This is a genomic window from Limnohabitans sp. G3-2, from assembly GCF_002778275.1.
Taxonomy (GTDB): domain Bacteria; phylum Pseudomonadota; class Gammaproteobacteria; order Burkholderiales; family Burkholderiaceae_C; genus Limnohabitans_A.
In genome coordinates, this window is sequence record NZ_NESG01000001.1 from 152,273 (window position 1) to 169,737 (window position 17,465).

Here is a 17,465-nt window from a genome sequence, read left to right on the forward strand (position 1 = left end):
GGACCTATGCAGAAGATGGACATCGGCCTGGTGGGCCTGGGCGTCATGGGTGAAAACCTGGCGCTGAATTTGGAACGCAACGGTTTTTCAGTCAGTGGTTTCGATCTCGATGCCGCCAAACGCGACAGCTTTGGCCAGCGCACGCAAGGCCTGAACGCGCAAGCGGCCACCTCACTCGCCGCCTTGGTGGCCAGCTTGCAAACGCCGCGTTGTGTGTGGCTGATGGTGCCCGCAGGGTCTGCCGTCGATGCCGTGCTGCAAGAATTAAAAACTTTGCTGAGTGCGGGCGATGTGGTGATGGACGGGGGCAACACGCTCTACACCGACACCCAAAGGCGCCTGCAATCCCTGGACGGCTCGGGCATTCACTATGTGGGTGCAGGCGTCAGTGGCGGCGAAGAAGGCGCTTTGCGCGGTCCAGCCCTGATGCCCGGTGGCTCTGCTGCCGCTTGGCCGCGCCTCAAACCCATGCTGCAAGCCATCGCCGCCAAGACCGAAGACGGCCAAGCCTGCTGCGAATGGATGGGCCCAGGCGGCTCAGGCCACTTCGTGAAGATGGTGCACAACGGCATTGAATACGCCGACATGCAAAGCATTTGCGAAGCCTATTGGCTGATGCACAACTTGCTGGGCATGCGCCCGGCCGAGATGAGCGCCGTGTTCCACGAATGGAACCAAGGCGAGCTGGCCAGTTACCTGATCGGCATCACCGCCGACATCCTGGCGCACACAGACCCCGAAACAGGCGGCGCTTTGGTCGACCTGATCCTGGACACGGCCGAACAAAAAGGCACGGGCAAATGGGCCAGCCAAATTGCCCTCGATCTGGGGGTCACTGCGCCCACCATTGCCAACGCCGTATTCGCCCGCACCGTCAGCGGCCTGCATGCCGAGCGGGCCAGGGCTTCCAAAGTGTTGCCCGGGCCTTCGCCTCGCGCGGCCCTTCCACGCGATGCGCTGCTCGCGCAAATCAAAAATGCACTGCTGGCCTCCAAGATTTGCGCCTATGCCCAGGGCTTCAGCCTGCTTAAAGCGGCTGACCGTGAGCACCAGTGGCAACTGCCCATGGGCACCGTGGCTTCGGTCTGGCGAGCGGGCTGCATCATCCGCGCCCATTTGCTGCAGGACATTCGCGCCAGCTATGAGCGCTCGCCCGATTTGGACAACCTCCTGGTGGACCCGCACTTTGCGGCTGTGATGGCCCGCTGCCAACAAGACCTGCGTGAAGTGGTGGCCATGGGCGCCCTGCACGGTGTGGCGGTGCCCTCGTTCATGAGCGCGCTGTCCTATTACGACGCTTACCGCTCAGCCCGCTTGCCCGCCAATTTGCTGCAGGCGCAGCGCGACTATTTTGGTGCCCACACCTACCAGCGGATGGACCGTCCCGGCAAGTTCCACACCCGCTGGAGCAGCTGAACCCCAGCGGCCCGGGTGGGGGCTGGACTCCTACACAAATCATCTCTCATGTGGGAGCGACGCCCCCGTCGCGATGGGGGCTTCGCCCAGCGTGTGGTCTCTTACACGCTGACCCTCACCACCGCATCGGCCCGCTTGTGCAAGTCGGGCAGCAACTCCAGCCCCAGGCCGGGTTTGGCGTTCAGGCTGATCATGCCGTTCTTTACTCGCGGCAATTCGGTGACCAGCTCTTTGTACCAGCCACTGTAGAAGGCACGTACGCTTTCTTGAATCAAGGCGTTGGGCGCATGCAATGACAAGTGGGTGGAAGCCGCCCACACCACGGGGCCAGTGCAGTCGTGCGGGGCCACAGGCAATTGCCAGGCATCGGCCATGGCCGCGATCTTGCGTGCTTCGGTGAGACCTCCGCACCAACTCAGATCGAGCATGGCCACACCGCCCACCCCCGTTTGCAAATAATCTTTGAAGCCCCATTTGTAGCTGAGCGTTTCGCTCGCACAAATCAGCGCCTTGCAGTCCACCGCGTACTGCTTGAGCAAATCGAGGCTGTCCATGCGGATCGCGTCTTCGTGCCAGAACGTGTCGAACTCTTGCAGTGCGCGTGAAATTTTTTGCGCCATGGGCAAGCGCCACAGGCTGTGGAACTCGACCATGATGTCCATCTTGTCGCCCACCGCATTTCGGATCTTGCGGAAAGGCTCGAGCGCCGTGTTCAGGTCTTGCGGGCTGATGTACTGGCCGTGTGACTTTTCTGCGGCCACATCAAAAGGCCAAATTTTCATGCCGGTGATGCCCTCACTCAGCAGCGACTCGGCCACTTCGTCCGCTCGGTGCAAAAAGCCTTGCAGGTCTTCGTAAGGCCCAGCGTTGTTGCCCAAACCCCAATTGCTGCTGGTCTGGTTCACATTGCTGCGAATGTATTGGTAGCCCGCGCAGGTGTTGTACACGCGGATCTCGTCGCGGCTCTTGCCACCCAGCGCGGTATACACAGGCATGCCCGCGGCCTTGCCAAAAATGTCCCACAGCGCAATGTCGACCGCCGAGTTGCCCCGCGTTTCAACGCCGGACCCCCGCCAGCCCAGGTAACCGGTGATGTCGCGCAAGCGCGACTCGATGGCCAAGGGGTCTTGGCCGACCAATTTGGGCGCGACCCATTCGTGCAGATACGCCTCCACCGCTTGCGCCCCCATGAAGGTTTCACCCAAGCCCACCAGACCTTCGTCGGTGTGCAACCGCACCCAAATGATGTTGGGGAATTCGCCCAAGCGGATGGTTTCAAGTTGCGTGATTTTCATGGCAGTGTCCATTTCGGTCGGTAAAAAAGCCCCACAGCGGGTGGCTGTGGAGCTCCGAGGTTCAGCCCCAAGGCTGAGCGCGGTAAATCAACCGCCGCGTGACTTCTTCAATTCGTCTTGGACGACCTTGATGGCGTCCGCACCGATCGAGTCCTTGTGCTTGTCATACACCGAAGCGACTTTGGCGCGGATGCGGTTTTGTTCCGCAGCGCTCACCTCGTTGACCTGCATGCCCTTGGTTTTCAGGCTGGCCAGAGATTTCTCGTTCAAAGCACGGTTGGCAGCGCGTTGGACTTTTTGGCCCTCCATGGCGGCTTCACGCAGCACGGCCTGCTCTTGGGGGTTGAGCTGGTCCCACAGTTTCTTGCTGTACAGCACCAGGAAAGGTGTGTAGGCGTGGCGTGTCACGCTCAGGTACTTTTGCACTTCATTGAACTTGGAGGTCTCAATGGTCACAAAGGGGTTTTCCTGGCCGTCAATGGTCTTGGTTTCCAAGGCGGTGAACACCTCGCCAAAGGCCATGGGCACAGCGTTGGTGCCCAAGGTTTTGAAGGTGTCCAAGAAAATGTTGTTCTGCATCACGCGAACTTTCACGCCATCAAAATCTTCCAGCTTGGTCACGGGGCGCTTGCTGTTGGTCAGGTTGCGGAAACCGTTTTCCCAATAGGCCAAGTTCACCAATCCCACGGCTTCGAGTTTGGCATTGAAGTATTTGCCCGCAGCGCCATCGAGCACGGCATCGGCTTCTTTTTCATTGGCAAACAAGAAAGGCAGATCGAACACACCCAACTCTTTGATGATGCCCACCAGCGGCGAGCTGGAGGTGCAGACCATCTCTTGGGTACCCGCACGCAAAGCTTGGGTGGCAGGCAAGTCGCCCCCGGCTGCGCCGCCCCAGAAAGCCGTGATCTTCATCTTGCCGCCGGTCTTGGCGTTCAAGACTTCTTGCATTTTCTTGACGCCCACGCCCACCGGGTGGTCTTCGTTCACACCGTTGGTGAACTTGATGTTGCGGTCGGCAAACTGCGCCATTGCGCTCGAAGCCACCAGGAATGTGCCCGCGATCAGGGTCACCAAATTTCGACGTTTCAACATGAAGTCTCCTTTTTAAAAAACACACACAGGGTTAAGAAATCAACTCAGCATCCACTTCATCGGCACGAGGACGATGGCAGGGAAAGCAACCAACAAGGCCAGCACGGCCAGCTGCGCCCACAAGAAAGGCAAGACACCTTTGAAAGCGGTGTCCATGTTGATCTTGGCCACACCGCAAACCACATTGAGCACGGTGCCCACAGGCGGTGTGATCAGGCCAATCGCATTGTTCATGATGAACAAGACGCCAAAGTAGACCGGGTCGATGCCCGCCTTGATGACCAAGGGCATCAGGACCGGGGTCAAGATCAACACCGTGGGCGTGAAGTCGAGGGCCGTCCCCACCACGACCACCAAGAGCATGAGCACGACCATCAGCAAGGTCTTGTTGAACATCAATGGCTCCATCATGCGGGCCACTTCGGCCGGGATGTTGGCCACGGTGATGAGCCAGGCACTGACCATGGCCGCAGCCACCAAGAACATGATCACCGCCGTGGTCTTGCCCGCCGTCAGAGTCAGGCCATAGAGCTTGGACCACTGCAACTCGCGGTACACAAAAGCCCCCACCACAAAGCTGTAGACCGCCGCCACCACCGCTGCCTCGGTTGGGGTGAACACACCAAACTTCATGCCGCCGATGATGAAAACAGGCAGGCCCAGGGCCAAGACGCCTTCCCGCGTGGCTTTCAGTTTTTCAGACAAGTTCATGCGCGGTGCGGGCTGCACGTTCTCGCGCTTGGCCAGCCACCACCACGTCAAGCCAATGGCCACGCCCATCAAAATGCCCGGCACAATGCCCGCCAAAAACAGCTTGGTGATGGACACGTTGGCCGCCACGCCAAAAATGATGAAACCGATGGAGGGTGGAATCACGGGCGCGATGATGCCGCCTGAAGCGATCAATCCAGCCGAGCGTCCCACGTTGTAGCCGGCCCGTTTCATCATGGGGATCAACAAGGCCGCCAAGGCCGCGGTATCGGCCACAGCCGAACCGGAGAGCGAAGCCATGATGACCGCCGCCATCACGGCCACATAACCCAGACCGCCCCTGAAATGCCCGACCCAGGCCATGGCCAGGTTCACGATGCGGCGACTCAAGCCCCCCGCGTTCATGAATTCACCCGCCAACAAGAAAAATGGCACCGCGAGCAAGGGGAAGTTGTCTGCGCCATCGACAAAGCGCTGCGCCAGAATCTGGCTGTCAAAGGCGTTGATCATGCCGTTGCTGGCCATGTAGGCCATCAAACTCAGACCGCACACCAGCAAGGCATAGGCAATGGGCATTCCCAGAGCCATGGCCCCGAGCAAGCTGAAGACAAAAACAGCGATGGTCATGCGCGGCCTCGCACTTCAGGGTTCATGGCCATGGGGGGTGTTTCTTTGGGCGTCACATCGTCCAGCACCACCGAGTCCTCTGACTCCACCACCATCACCAGGTCTTCCTCTTTCAAGCGCCCGGTCAGCAGCAAACCGAGTTGATGCAGGTTCATCACCGCCATGACACCGGCGGTCACATAGCCAATGCCATAAATCCAGATCATGGAAATGCCGACCACCACCGAAATGTTGGTGACCTGAAGATCGTGCATCTTCCAAGTGCCCCAAAAGAACAGCACGTTGCAGCCCAGCATCATCACTTCGCTCAAGAAGAAACAGAGCTTTTTGCCACCCAGCGACAAACGGCGCACCAGCGTGTCCACGCCCAAGTGTCCTTTTTCTCGCATGGCCACCATGGCCCCCAGGTAAGTCAACCAAATGAAGCAGTACCGCGACATTTCGTCCGAGATGGAGATGCCCGAGTTGAAACCGTAGCGCAACACCACGTTGCCAAACACCATGACCACCATGGCCACGAGGCAAGCCACCACCAGAAACTCCAGCAGCTTGAAAAAGAGGTCAATGATTTTGTGCAACGGCAGCCCCAGATTTTGAAATGTTCATTTTGACCATGGCTTTGGACAGCGTTTTGGCTTTGACTTGGGTTTTGATGGGTGTGGCCAAGCCAGAGACCATGGGTATTTTTTTGCGGGAAGACAACACCAAGTCGATGTCGTCTTTGGCCCCTTCGATCAGGACCATGATGGCACGCTCGGCCTTGGCCGGTTCGCGCGCGATCACGGCATTGAGCACCGCACGGTGCAAGGGCAGCGAGTTTTTCGGTCCGTCTTTGATGCGGGTGGAAATTTCAAAACTGGTGCGCAGCAAGGCGTTCAGCGCTTTGCTCATCTGCACCAACATGCGGTTGTGAGAGGCTTGCAACAGCCCTTGGTGAAAACGCATGTCGTGCGTGACGTAATCGCCCCCCTCTTCCACCGCTTTTTTCATCCCAGCGTAAGCGGCCTCGATCTGGGCAATGTCTTCGCGGGTGGCACGCTCGGCCGCCAAACACACAGCCGCGGGTTCGACCACGCGGCGAAGCTCTTGCAAGTCTTTTAAAAATTCGGGTGTCAAACCGCACTGGGCTTGCCAAGCCACCACATCCGGGTCAAACCAATTCCAGTCGGCATCCGGCAGCACGCGCGTGCCCACTTTGGGCCCCGTGAACAACAAACCTTTGGCGACCAGGGACTTGATGACCTCACGCACCACGGTCCGGCTCACCCCAAACTGCTCGCACAGCAAGGGCTCGGGCGGCAAGCTGGCGCCGACCGCATAGCGGCCCGACAAGATGGCGTGACCCAGCAAGTCCAAGGTGTGTCGGTGGAAATTTTTACTCATGGTCGCGTTGTCCGATTGCTTATCATATGATGATTGATCAGCCCCTTGCGACTCTGGAAAACCCTAGGACAGTCATCTTGGCGTCAAGGGTTTTCCAGCATGTCACTGGCATTACATGACGCACTTGTTTTTTAATCGTCATACGATAGTATTTTGAAATCCTTGGATTTTTGACCCATCACTGGAAGCACCCCATGAGCGACAACAACGGCAGCACACCCCGCAAAAAACCTGAAGATTTGCGCAGCCAACAATGGTTTGGCCGACAAGATCGCGATGGTTTTGCCTACCGCAGCTGGGTCAAGGGCAAGGGTGTGCCGCACGACCAGTTCGACGGGCGCCCGGTGATTGGCATCTGCAACACCTTCAGCGAACTCACACCCTGCAACTCGCACTTCCGCACACTGGCCGAGCAGGTCAAGATCGGTGTGTACGAGGCCGGTGGCTTCCCGCTCGAATTTCCCGTCATGTCGCTGGGTGAAACCCTGCTGCGCCCAACCGCCATGCTGTACCGCAACCTGGCCAGCATGGACGTGGAAGAGAGCATCCGTGGCAACCCGATCGACGGCGTGGTGCTGCTCATGGGCTGTGACAAAACCACCCCCAGCCTGTTGATGGGCGCGTCCAGCGTGGGCTTGCCCACCATTGGCGTCTCGGGTGGCCCCATGCTGAACGGCAAATGGCGCGGGCAAGAATTGGGCTCGGGCACCGGCGTGTGGAGCATGAGTGAGCAAGTGCGTGCAGGCACCTTGAAGCTCCAAGACTTCTTTGAAGCCGAGAGCTGCATGCACCGCAGCCACGGCCACTGCATGACCATGGGCACCGCCAGCACCATGGCCAGCATGGTCGAAGCCCTGGGCATCGGCCTGCCGGGCAATGCCACTTACCCGGCGGTGGATGGCCGCCGCAATGTGTTGGCGCGCGAAGCGGGCCGGCGCATCGTGGAGATGGTCCACACCGACCAGACCATCAGCAAGGTGCTGACGCGTGAAGCCTTTGAAAACGCCATCCGCACTCTGGCCGCCATTGGCGGCTCGACCAACGCGGTGATCCACCTGATCGCGATCGCTGGTCGATTGGGCCTGAAGCTCACGGTGGACGATTTCGAGCGCCTGGGCAGCGAGCTGCCTTGCCTCTTGAACTTGCAACCCTCCGGCGACCACCTGATGGAAGACTTCTGCTACGCCGGTGGCTTGCCCGTCATCATGAAAGAGATCGAGCACCTGCTGCACAAAGACATCGTCACCGTGACCGGCAAAAGCGTGAGCGAGAACATCGCCGGCGCCGTGAATTACGACCCCCGTGTCATCAAGACCTTCGAGGCGCCTTTCAAAGAAAAGGCCGGCATCGCGATTTTGCGTGGCAATTTGGCACCCCGCGGCGCCGTCATCAAACCCAGCGCCGCCACCCCGGCCCTCATGGTGCACACCGGCCGCGCGGTGGTCTTTGAAGACAGCACCGACTTCCACAAGCGCATCGACGACGAGAGCCTGGATGTGGACGAAAACTGCATCTTGGTGCTGAAAAACTGCGGCCCCAAGGGCTACCCGGGCATGGCCGAGGTGGGCAATATGCCGCTGCCCCCCAAGGTGCTGCGCAAAGGCATCACCGACATGGTGCGCATCTCGGACGCCCGCATGAGCGGCACGGCCTACGGCACGGTGGTGCTGCACACCACGCCCGAAGCCGCTGCAGGCGGCCCCTTGGCCGTGGTGCAAAACGGCGACATGATCGAACTGAACGTGCCCGAGCGCAAACTGCAACTGCTCATCAGCGACGAAGAACTGGCGCGCCGCTTGGCCCTGTGGGAAAAGCCCGCACCCGCCATGAACTCGGGCTACTGGAAGCTTTACATCGACCATGTGCTGCAAGCCGACGAAGGCGCGGACATGGACTTCTTGGTCGGCCAGCGCGGCGCGGCCGTGCCCAAAGACAACCACTGATTTCCAAGGAAACACCATGCGTATTTTGATCACCGGCGGTGCCGGATTTTTGGGCGCACGTCTGGCCCGCGAAATTTTGAAGCGAGGTCAACTCCATGGCCAAAGCGTGCGCGAACTGGTCATTGCCGACCTGTTCCCTGCCCCCGCTGACCTGCTGGCCGACCCCCGCGTCAAGGGCCACGCAGGCCCCATGCTGGCGCAAGGCGACTTGTTCAAGAGCGGTTTTGATGGCGTGTTCCACCTGGCGTCTGCCGTGTCGGGCGAGTGCGAGTTGGACTTTGATTTGGGTCTGCGCTCCAACGTCGACAGCTCGCGCTTGCTGCTCGACAGCATCCGGGCTTCGGGCAAAGCGTCGCGCCTGGTGTTTGCCAGCTCGGTCGCCGTGTTCGGCCCCGACGCGGCCAACCCCATGCCAGCCCTGGTGGCCGACACCACCTTGCCCACGCCCCAAACATCTTATGGCACACACAAGCTGATGATCGAGTACATGGTGGCCGACTACACCCGCAAGGGTTACATCGACGGCCGCGCCGCCCGCCTGATGACGGTGGCCGTGCGCCCCGGCAAACCCAATGGCGCAGCGTCCTCTTTCTTCAGCGGCATCATCCGCGAGCCTTTGGCGGGCACGGCCACCACCTGCCCGGTCGATGCCCATGTGTCGCACCCCATCTCTTCGCCCGGCAACACCGTGCATGGCTTGATCACCGTGTTCGAGGCCAGCCGCGAAGCCTTTGGCGGCCGCATGGCGCTGAATCTGCCGGGACTGAATGTGAAGGTCAGCGACATGCTGGCCGCCCTTGAAAAAGTGGCGGGGCCTGCTGTGCGTGCGCGTGTGAGTTTTGCCAAAGACGAGCGCATCGCGGCCATCGTGGACAACTGGGCCAAGGGCTGCACCTTTGAGCGGGCCCACGCCCTGGGTTTGCGTGCCGATGACAGCTACGAGGCCATCATTGCGCAGTACATCGAGGACTGCAAAACCCGCCCGGGCTACCCGGCCGAGGCTTTGAACGGTTTGAAGTGATCTCCCCAAAAGGCCGCCATGCAACTGCTGCGTGGCGGCCTTTTTTCGTTGGATCCAGGCTTGAAGATTCAAAAATGCGTGCTGATCGCTCCGCTGATGCGGCCATCGTCTTCGATGACGGCCATCCAGCGCCATTTGTCAAACGTGGTGCAGGGATGAGAAATGCCCAGGGCCACGCGGTCACCCACTTGCGGCCAGACGCCTTCGGCGTCAAACACCATGTGCGCATGCTGATCGCTCAAAGCCTGGACTTTCCACGACCCGGGCGTGGCCTGCATGGCCCCCTCGCCGCTTTGCCCACGCGCTGCCCAGCGCACCGGCATGGGCATGCACTGGTCAAACGACAGGTCGCGCCGACCCGCACTCAAAATCGCCAGCCCAGGCTCGGGCACCGACTGCACCTGGGCCCAGACCTCCAGCGCGGGCTGCAGCGACGCGCTCAAGCCCTCACGCGCCTCCACCAGCTTCAGGTATCGGGCGTAGTTCCAGTGGTCGTGCGTGACATAGCAACCCGAGCGCAACACCCCTTGCACCGGTCGGCTTTGGACCTGCAGCTTGAGCATGGGGATCACCAAATCGAACACGGCCGAGCCACCCGCAGACAACAAGACCTGCTCGTCGCCCCACAGCTGCTGGGCATCGATGTGCTGCACCAAAGCCTGCACGCTGCGCACCAGGGCGCTGACGGCTTGCATGTCGTGCGCACTGTCGCATCGGCCCAGTCCCCCCTCGTAACATTCCACGCCGCCCAAACGCACCACCGGCGATGCGGCCATGGCCTGCGCCAAAGTCAAAGCCTGTTCGTGGGTGCGGCAGCCGGTGCGGTAGCCCGCAATGCCCAGCTCCAGCAGCACGTCCCAGCGCCGGGCCTTGTTGCGCCGTGCGCCCCAATCGGTCAGTGCGGCGAGCTGCGCCAGCGAGTCGACCAAAAACCAAACACGCGCTTGCGGGTGCTGGTTCAGCAAAAAATCCAAGCCATCCAGGTCGGCGTCCGACACCAGCTGGTTGGCGATGATGGCGCGTTGCGCACCCGCCGCCAGACCCACACGCAGCTGGTGCACATGGGCAAACGTCAGACCCCAAGCACCGGCCTGCAGCTGCAGGCGGAACAACTCAGGCGACATGGTGGTCTTGCCGTGCGGGGCCAGGGCCACGCCTTTGCGCTGCACAAAGTGCTGCATCCAGGCCAGGTTGTGCATGAGCGCCGGGCGGCGCAGCACAGCCACCGGATAAGCCAATGCGTCCTCCAGCAAGTGCCAGCCGCGCTGGCCCAGCTCGGACACGGCGCAGGGCTCGGCGCTCAGGGGGTAGCCTTTGCAGCCCGCGTTCAGTTCAAAATCGCTGTCAGTGCCTGCTGTCCACATCTTGATCGTCTCCAAAATTTCGCCCCTGGCGATGCCCCTATGCCGATGATTCTCCCACCTCCCATTCGCTCCAGCCGCCTTCTTTCCAGCCGCCTTTGATGGACATGACCCACATCCCCAAAACCCTGGACATCGTGGCGCTGGGCGAAGCCATGGTCGAGTTCAACCAACGGCCCCATGCACATGCCGACGACGCCCCGCTCTACCTGCAAGGCTTTGGAGGCGACACCAGCAACGCCGCCATTGCCGCTGCCCGCGCAGGGGCGCAAGTGGCCTACCTGACGCGCTTGGGGCAAGACCGCTGGGGCGATCAACTGATGGCCCTGTGGCAGCGCGAAAACGTGGGCACCCAAGGCGTGCTGCGCGAACACCCCGCCCCGACCGGCATGTACTTTGTGAGCCACGATGCGCAAGGTCACCACTTCAGCTATGCCCGCGCCGGTTCGGCCGCCAGCCGCATGCAGCCGCAAGACCTGACGCATTGGGGCGACGCCATCGCCCACAGCCAATGGTTGCACCTGTCGGGCATCTCTTTGGCTCTATCCGCCTCGGCCTGCGACACAGCGCTCGCGGCCATGGCGCATGCCCGCCGCAGCGGCACACGGGTGGCGCTCGACTCCAACCTGCGTTTGTCGCTGTGGCCCCTGGCCCGGGCGCAGGCCTGCATTCGCCATGCCGTGGGTTTGTGCGATCTGTTTTTGCCCAGCATGGAAGACATGACCGCGCTCACGGGCCTGAGCCAAGCCGCCGACATCATCGCCTGGAGCCATGCCCAAGGCGCGGCGCAAGTGGTGCTCAAACTGGGCAGCGACGGGGCGCTGGTCAGTGACGGCCACGTGCAACGCGAGGTGGCAGGCCATAGGGTCACGGCCATCGACGCCACGGGTGCGGGCGACTGTTTTGCAGGCAATTTGTTGGCGCGTTTGTCGGCTGGCGACGACCTGTGGGCCGCCACCGCTTATGCCAACGCCGCCGCATCTCTTTCGGTGCAGGGCTACGGCGCGGTCGCTCCCTTGCCCAAACCCGACGCCGTATTGAAGGTGTTGAACGCCGCAGCGAAAGGCACCGCCGCATGACCGCCCCAAGACCTTTGATCGCCGTCGACTGGGGTACCTCTTCGCTGCGAGGCGCTCGCTTGGATCCACATGGCCAAGTGATCGAATCGCGAGAATTCGCAAGCGGCATCCTCACCGTGCCACCCGGCCAGTTTGAAGCCGTGTTCCACGAACGCTTTGGCGACTGGATGCAAGCGCCCGGTGCGCTGTGCCTGATTTCGGGCATGGCGGGCAGCCGCCAAGGCTGGCAAGAAGCGCCCTACTGCCCTTGCCCGGCTGGCTTTGCCGAGCTGGGCCAACACCTGCTGTGGCTGCAGCCGCAGCGGATCGCGCTGGTGCCGGGCCTGAGCTTTTTGGCCGCAGACGCCCTCCACACGCCAGATGTCATGCGCGGTGAAGAGGTGCAAATTTTTGGCGCCCTGCAATCGGCTGGCCGCGACAGCGCCACGCTGGTGCTGCCGGGCACGCACAGCAAATGGGTCCAGGTGCACGGCGGGCGCGTCACACAGTTCCAGACTTTCATGACCGGCGAAGTGTTTGCCCTGATGAGCCAACACTCGATTTTGGGCAGAACATTGGACCTGAACGGACCCTTTGACGAAGCCGTGTTCTTGCAGGGCATCGATCAAAGCCTGCAGCCTGGGCGTGTGTTGCACCACCTGTTTTCGGTGCGCACGCTGGGCTTGTTTGAGCGCCTGAGTGCGGCCCAATTGCCCAGTTATCTCTCGGGCCTGCTGATCGGCGAAGAACTGCGACACCAAGCTGTCGCGAACGGCTCGGGCCCTGTGATCGTGATTGGCAACCCCGCCCTGACCCTGCGCTACACCCTGGCTTTGCAACACCTGCGCATCCCCTGCCAAAGCCGGGGGGCCGAGGCCACTTGGGCGGGCCTGTTCGCGCTGTCATTGACCTGCTGACGCGTGAGCGCAGCGAAAACCACACGCCCACCTTCCACTTCACCATGACACTGAACACCCACCCACAACAGGCCTTGGCGCAAGCCCTGGCGCAACTGCCCTTGATCGCCATCTTGCGCGGTCTCACGCCGGCTGAAGCTCCAGCCATCGGCGATGCCCTGGTGGGCAGCGGCTTTGCCATCATCGAGGTGCCGCTCAACTCGCCCGAGCCCTTGCACAGCATTGCCGCCCTGTCCAAACGGTTTGCGGGCACGCTGATCGGCGCGGGCACTGTGCTGAACGCGCAGCAAGTCAAAGAGGTGCACGCTGCAGGCGGGCGCTTGGTGGTCGCCCCCAACTTCAACCCCGCTGTGGTGGCCCAAGCCCTGGCGCTGAACATGGTGGTGTTGCCCGGCGTGGCCACGCCCACAGAAGCCTTTGCCGCGCTCGAAGCGGGTGCGCACGGACTCAAACTGTTCCCGGCCGAGATGGTCTCGCCCGCCACGGTGAAAGCGCTTCGGGCGGTGCTGCCAAAAGCAGCGGCCTTGATGCCGGTGGGGGGCATCACGCCCGACAACATGGCCGCCTACCTGGCCGCCGGGGCCAGCGGCTTTGGTTTGGGCTCGGCTTTGTACGCGCCGGGAAAATCAGCGCCAGCGGTGCAGCTCCAGGCAGAAGCTTTTGCGCGGGCCTTGAGGGGCTGAAAAACGGGCGCTCGCCCGCAGGCCTCAAGCCTTCTCGCCCAACTTGCCGTCCCGAAAGTCCTGCAAGGCCTGGTAGATCTCTTCCTTGGTGTTCATCACAAAGGGGCCGTACTGCACGATCGGCTCTTTGAGCGGTTTGCCCGCCACCAATATCAGTTTGGCGTCGGCGCTGGCTTCGATCACCACGCCATCGGCCTGCGCTGTGTTGGCCAAGATGGCCATGCGCTGCAACGGCACGGCCTGCCCTGCAATGCGCACCTCGCCCCGGTACACGTACACAAAAGCGTTGTGCCCTGCGGGCAGCGTTTGCTCAAAACGTGCGCCCTCTGGCATGTGCACATCCAGAAACACCGGCTGAGTGATGTCGCGGTTCACTGCGCCATGCACGCCATGGCTGGCGCCCGCAATCACCGTCACGGCGACCCCTTCAGGCGTCTTCCATTGCGGCAGTTGATCGTTTTGAAAATCGCGGTACCAAGGCGCGTTCATCTTCTCGGAGCTGTGCAGGTTGAGCCACAGCTGAAAGCCCTCCATCACACCCTCGGCCTGCTGGGGGATTTCGGAGTGGATCACGCCCTGGCCAGCGGTCATCCATTGCACACCGCCGTTTTGCAACAAGCCTTCATTGCCCGCGCTGTCACGGTGCAGCATGCGCCCGGCGATCATGTAGGTGACGGTTTCAAAACCGCGGTGCGGGTGGTCCGGGAAGCCGGCAATGTAGTCGCCCGGCTTGTCACTACCAAAGGCGTCCAACATCAAAAACGGGTCGAGCCGGTGCTGCAGGTCTTGGGTGAGGATGCGGCTGAGTTTGACGCCCGCGCCGTCAGACGTGGCCTGGCCGGTGACCAAACGCTCGACACGGCGCGAGACCGTGACAGGGTACAAAGATTCTTGGTCGCTCATTGGGGGCTCCATTCAACATCACAAAGGCGGTTCAGCTCGGTTTCAAATCACGAAACTGTACATGCTCGGCGCCATCCCAAGCCGGTGGCAATTGGTGTTTGGCTTGCACATAGTGGTGCGTGTACACCTCCAGATAGGCTTGCAATGTCTGTGCAGCATGGGTCTCGCCCGCCAAGGCCAAACACAGCGAAGCCACCTCGCTGGTACAAAAATGGTCGTCGCGTTTGGATCGGCGCAGCTTGTAGCGCGAGACCTGCTCTGGGTTCAGACTGAGCACGGGCAGGTGGTTCAGGTAGGGGCTTTTGCGGAACATCTTGCGCGCTTCGGGCCAGGTGGCGTCGAGCAGGATGAACAGCGGGCGCCGGCCTGCAGGCAAGGTGTCTGTCATGTGCGGCAGCTCGTGCACCACCCGTTCAGGCGCCACAAACTCGCCGGGGAACACCACAAAGCCCTGCCACTGGGGATCCGCCAGCAGCGTCAGCAAAGCGGGGTCGACCTCGGTGCGGGCCCATCCAAAGGCGAAGGTGTCTTTCACCACATCGGCGATCAACCAGCCGGTGTTGCTGGGTTTGAGGGGCTCAATGTCGGCCATGAGCAAACACATGCCCGCTTGCGTGGGCACCTCAGGGCGCAGTGCGCACAGGCAGTGGCTGGGCACCAGGCGGCAGCCGGGGCAGCGTTCGCCTTTGATGCCGCCACGGGCCATGAAGGGTTTGGCGCTGCGGGCCAGGCGCTCAGCGCGCAGGCGCGAGACGGCGTGGGCTTCTCGCGGCAAAGGCCATGGCGGCGTGCCCGTGGTCTGCTCAATGGACGTCATGGCTCAAACAACAGCCGTGGCCATGCGCAAACGGCGGGCCGCTTCTTCATCACGGGCATCGTCAATTTCGCGCAGCACGGCCTGCATGTCCACATCGGCGGTGGCGCGCTCGAAGCGACCGGTCAGCGCTGTCTCGTTGCCCAGCCACCCGGCTTGGTAGAGGCTCCAGATTTCAGGACCGTACTCGGTCTGCAGCAGTTCGGGCGCAAACTGGCCGAAGAAATCGCGCAAATTGCCCACATCGCGCAGCAGCATGCGCTGGGCATGGTTGTTGCCTGCTGCGTCCACCGCTTGGGGCAGGTCGATGATGACGGGTTCGTCCACACCGGGCTGATCGCCCTCACCGGGGATGTGCGCCAACAAAATATTGAACTCGGACAAATCGCCGTGCACCACGCCCGCGCAGAGCATGCGCACCACTTCGGCGATCAGGGTGGCATGGTGCTGCAAGGCTTGCTCGGGCGTGAAGGCCACATCGTTCAGGCGCGGCGCGGCATCACCCTGCGCATCGGTGACCAGCTCCATGAGCAGCACGCCATCCAAAAAGTTGAAAGGTCGGGGCACCCGAACGCCCGCAGCGGCCAAACGGTAAAGGGCATCCACCTCAGCGCTTTGCCAGGCGGACTCTTGTTCTTGACGGCCAAATTTGCTGCCCTTGGCCATGGCCCGGGCCGAGCGCGAGTTTTTGACCTTGCGGTTTTCGGTGTAGTCCACCGCTTGCCGAAAACTGCGCTGTGTGGCTTCTTTGTAAATCTTGGCGCAGCGGGTCTCGTCCCCGCAGCGAACCACGAACACCATGGCCTCTTTGCCGCTCATGAGTTGACGCACCACCGTGTCGATCAGCCCCTCTTCGAGCAGGGTTTGCAGCCGGGGCGGTGCCTTCATCCAGGGCGATGCAAAACGCAGATTTTGTGGCCGTCCGGGTCGCGCAAGTAAGCCAGGTACAGCTTGCCTGCAGCGCCTTCGCGCCAGCCGGGAGGGTCCTCGCAAGTCACACCACCATGGGCCAAGCCAGCGGCGTGGAAGGCATCTGCTTGCGCCATCGAAGCCGCTTTGAATCCATAGGTGCTGCCATTGCCCACCGAGGCCGCTTCGCCATTGATGGGGGTGGTGATGCCAAAGGAGCCCGTGGGGCTGCGGTAAAAATAGCGCTGGTTGTTGGCCACCCCTGGGGCCAAGCCCAAAGTGCCCAAAACAGCGTCATAGAATTTCTTAGAGGCTTCGAGGTCTTTCACCCCGACCATGACATGGCTGAACATTGCGTGCTCCTGTAGTACCCGAGATTGGGCTGTTTGTACCTGGGACAATGGTACTTGATGCCCACAGGGCTTGCACCGCATCAGCGGCGCTGTGCGTGACACACGGGAACACGGTCCTGTGGCAGCATGGCTGCCTTGAAAACGAATCAGCTCAGGAGTCCCTTTCATGCCCACCAACCACCACTTGTCTTTCGGCCTTGAAGGCCGTGTCGTCATCGTCACCGGCGCGGCCAATGGCATTGGCGAGGCCTGTGCCCAACGCTTTGCAGCAGAAGGCGCCCATGTGGTGCTGGCCGATGTGAACAGCGAGCGTGGCGCTGCCGTGGCCGCCGAGCTGCGCAGCGCAGGCCACAGCGCTGGCTTCATGGTCTGCGACGTGTCGCGCAAGTCCGATGTGGACGCCTTGGTGGACCATGTGCTGCAGGCCTTTGGCCGCTTGGATGTGCTGGTCAACAACGCCGGCATTTTCAAGGCCGCTGATTTTTTGGATGTGACCGAAGAGGACTTCGATGCCGTCATCAACGTGAACATCAAGGGCTCCTTCTTGATGGGCCAGGCCGCCGCCCGCGCCATGAAAAGCACCGGGGGCGGCGCCATCGTCAACATGAGCTCGGTCAACGGGGTGATGGCCATCCCCAACATCGCCAGCTACAACGTGAGCAAGGGTGGCATCAACCAGCTGACGCGGGCCATGGCTTTGGCATTGGCCGACTTTGGCATCCGCGTGAACGCGGTGGCCCCCGGCACCATTGCCACCGAACTGGCCCGCCAGGCGGTGCTGACCAGCGAGGCGGCGGAAAAGAAAATCATGATGCGCACGCCCATGAAGCGTCTGGGCGAACCCGACGAAGTCGCCAAAGTGGTGGCGTTTTTGGCCAGCGATGCGGCAAGCTACATCACCGGTGAGATCGTCACCGTGGACGGCGGTCGCATGGCGCTCAACTACACCGTGCCTGTTTGAAGAAAACCCCAATTC

The 17,465-nt window shown here is 61.6% G+C and carries 17 protein-coding genes; 7 read left to right on the top strand and 10 right to left on the bottom strand.

Annotation, left to right across the window (positions count from 1 at the left end):
• Positions 1-6 precede the first annotated feature (6 nt).
• Positions 7-1,416 carry an NADP-dependent phosphogluconate dehydrogenase gene (gene gndA, locus B9Z31_RS00755; RefSeq protein ID WP_100117663.1) on the top strand — a complete coding sequence of 470 codons (1,410 nt, stop codon included), beginning with the start codon at positions 7-9 and terminating at the stop codon, positions 1,414-1,416.
• 101 nt (positions 1,417-1,517) lie between these two features.
• Here gndA and B9Z31_RS00760 read toward each other — a convergent pair whose 3' ends face one another.
• The 5 genes from B9Z31_RS00760 to B9Z31_RS00780 all read right to left on the bottom strand — a co-directional run bounded on the left by B9Z31_RS00760 (position 1,518) and on the right by B9Z31_RS00780 (position 6,527).
• The gene (locus tag B9Z31_RS00760; protein ID WP_100117918.1) at positions 1,518-2,711 is read right to left on the bottom strand and encodes a mandelate racemase/muconate lactonizing enzyme family protein; all 1,194 of its coding nucleotides are present in this window, start codon (positions 2,709-2,711) and stop codon (positions 1,518-1,520) included.
• A gap of 87 nt (positions 2,712-2,798) precedes the next feature.
• A complete protein-coding gene (locus B9Z31_RS00765) occupies positions 2,799-3,806 on the bottom strand; it encodes a TRAP transporter substrate-binding protein (RefSeq protein ID WP_100117664.1) in 1,008 nt (335 codons plus the stop codon).
• A 39-nt stretch (positions 3,807-3,845) separates the two neighbouring features.
• Complete coding sequence (locus tag B9Z31_RS00770; protein ID WP_100117665.1) at positions 3,846-5,144, bottom strand: TRAP transporter large permease subunit; 1,299 nt, start codon at positions 5,142-5,144, stop codon at positions 3,846-3,848.
• Positions 5,141-5,722, bottom strand: a complete 582-nt coding sequence (locus B9Z31_RS00775) for a TRAP transporter small permease (protein ID WP_199174404.1) — start codon at positions 5,720-5,722, stop codon at positions 5,141-5,143. Before B9Z31_RS00775 ends, B9Z31_RS00770 begins: the two co-directional genes overlap by 4 nt.
• Positions 5,706-6,527, bottom strand: a complete 822-nt coding sequence (locus B9Z31_RS00780; protein WP_100117666.1) for a FadR/GntR family transcriptional regulator — start codon at positions 6,525-6,527, stop codon at positions 5,706-5,708. The genes B9Z31_RS00775 and B9Z31_RS00780 overlap by 17 nt, the downstream gene beginning before the upstream one ends.
• 194 nt (positions 6,528-6,721) lie before the next feature.
• Between B9Z31_RS00780 and B9Z31_RS00785 the strand changes: the two genes are divergently transcribed.
• Together B9Z31_RS00785 and denD are read left to right on the top strand one after the other, a co-directional pair.
• Positions 6,722-8,470, top strand: a complete 1,749-nt coding sequence (locus B9Z31_RS00785) for an IlvD/Edd family dehydratase (protein ID WP_100117667.1) — start codon at positions 6,722-6,724, stop codon at positions 8,468-8,470.
• A gap of 16 nt (positions 8,471-8,486) precedes the next feature.
• Entirely contained in the window at positions 8,487-9,491 is a 1,005-nt protein-coding gene (denD, locus tag B9Z31_RS00790; protein WP_100117668.1) for a D-erythronate dehydrogenase, read from the top strand.
• Positions 9,492-9,559: 68 nt separating this feature from the next.
• On the opposite strand, the gene B9Z31_RS00795 is transcribed toward denD, so the two are convergent.
• Positions 9,560-10,855, bottom strand: coding sequence for an amino acid deaminase (locus B9Z31_RS00795; protein ID WP_100117669.1), 1,296 nt, complete (start codon positions 10,853-10,855; stop codon positions 9,560-9,562).
• Positions 10,856-10,959: 104 nt separating this feature from the next.
• On the opposite strand from B9Z31_RS00795, the gene B9Z31_RS00800 reads away from it, so the two are divergent.
• The 3 genes from B9Z31_RS00800 to B9Z31_RS00810 are packed head-to-tail and all read left to right on the top strand — an operon-like array spanning position 10,960 to position 13,510.
• The gene (locus tag B9Z31_RS00800) at positions 10,960-11,931 is read left to right on the top strand and encodes a sugar kinase (RefSeq protein ID WP_100117920.1); all 972 of its coding nucleotides are present in this window, start codon (positions 10,960-10,962) and stop codon (positions 11,929-11,931) included.
• Complete coding sequence (locus tag B9Z31_RS00805; RefSeq protein ID WP_100117670.1) at positions 11,928-12,827, top strand: 2-dehydro-3-deoxygalactonokinase; 900 nt, start codon at positions 11,928-11,930, stop codon at positions 12,825-12,827. The genes B9Z31_RS00800 and B9Z31_RS00805 overlap by 4 nt, the downstream gene beginning before the upstream one ends.
• Positions 12,828-12,871: 44 nt before the next feature.
• Entirely contained in the window at positions 12,872-13,510 is a 639-nt protein-coding gene (locus B9Z31_RS00810) for a 2-dehydro-3-deoxy-6-phosphogalactonate aldolase (protein ID WP_100117921.1), read from the top strand.
• 24 nt (positions 13,511-13,534) lie between these two features.
• On the opposite strand, the gene B9Z31_RS00815 is transcribed toward B9Z31_RS00810, so the two are convergent.
• From B9Z31_RS00815 to B9Z31_RS00830, 4 genes are read right to left on the bottom strand one after another with little or no spacing between them, the layout of a single operon-like run.
• Positions 13,535-14,413: a pirin family protein gene (locus B9Z31_RS00815; RefSeq protein WP_100117671.1), complete on the bottom strand. Its 879-nt coding sequence runs from the start codon at positions 14,411-14,413 to the stop codon at positions 13,535-13,537.
• A gap of 31 nt (positions 14,414-14,444) precedes the next feature.
• A complete protein-coding gene (locus B9Z31_RS00820; RefSeq protein WP_100117672.1) occupies positions 14,445-15,230 on the bottom strand; it encodes a tRNA-uridine aminocarboxypropyltransferase in 786 nt (261 codons plus the stop codon).
• A 3-nt stretch (positions 15,231-15,233) separates the two neighbouring features.
• Positions 15,234-16,115 (bottom strand): PA4780 family RIO1-like protein kinase, encoded by an 882-nt coding sequence (locus tag B9Z31_RS00825; RefSeq protein ID WP_100117673.1) that lies wholly within the window; start codon positions 16,113-16,115, stop codon positions 15,234-15,236.
• Complete coding sequence (locus B9Z31_RS00830) at positions 16,112-16,489, bottom strand: VOC family protein (protein WP_100117674.1); 378 nt, start codon at positions 16,487-16,489, stop codon at positions 16,112-16,114. The genes B9Z31_RS00825 and B9Z31_RS00830 overlap by 4 nt, the downstream gene beginning before the upstream one ends.
• Positions 16,490-16,655: 166 nt before the next feature.
• Here B9Z31_RS00830 and B9Z31_RS00835 point away from each other — a divergent pair, with 166 nt between their 5' ends.
• On the top strand, positions 16,656-17,450 hold the full coding sequence (locus B9Z31_RS00835) for an SDR family NAD(P)-dependent oxidoreductase (RefSeq protein WP_100117675.1): 795 nt from the start codon (positions 16,656-16,658) through the stop codon (positions 17,448-17,450).
• Positions 17,451-17,465 lie beyond the last annotated feature (15 nt).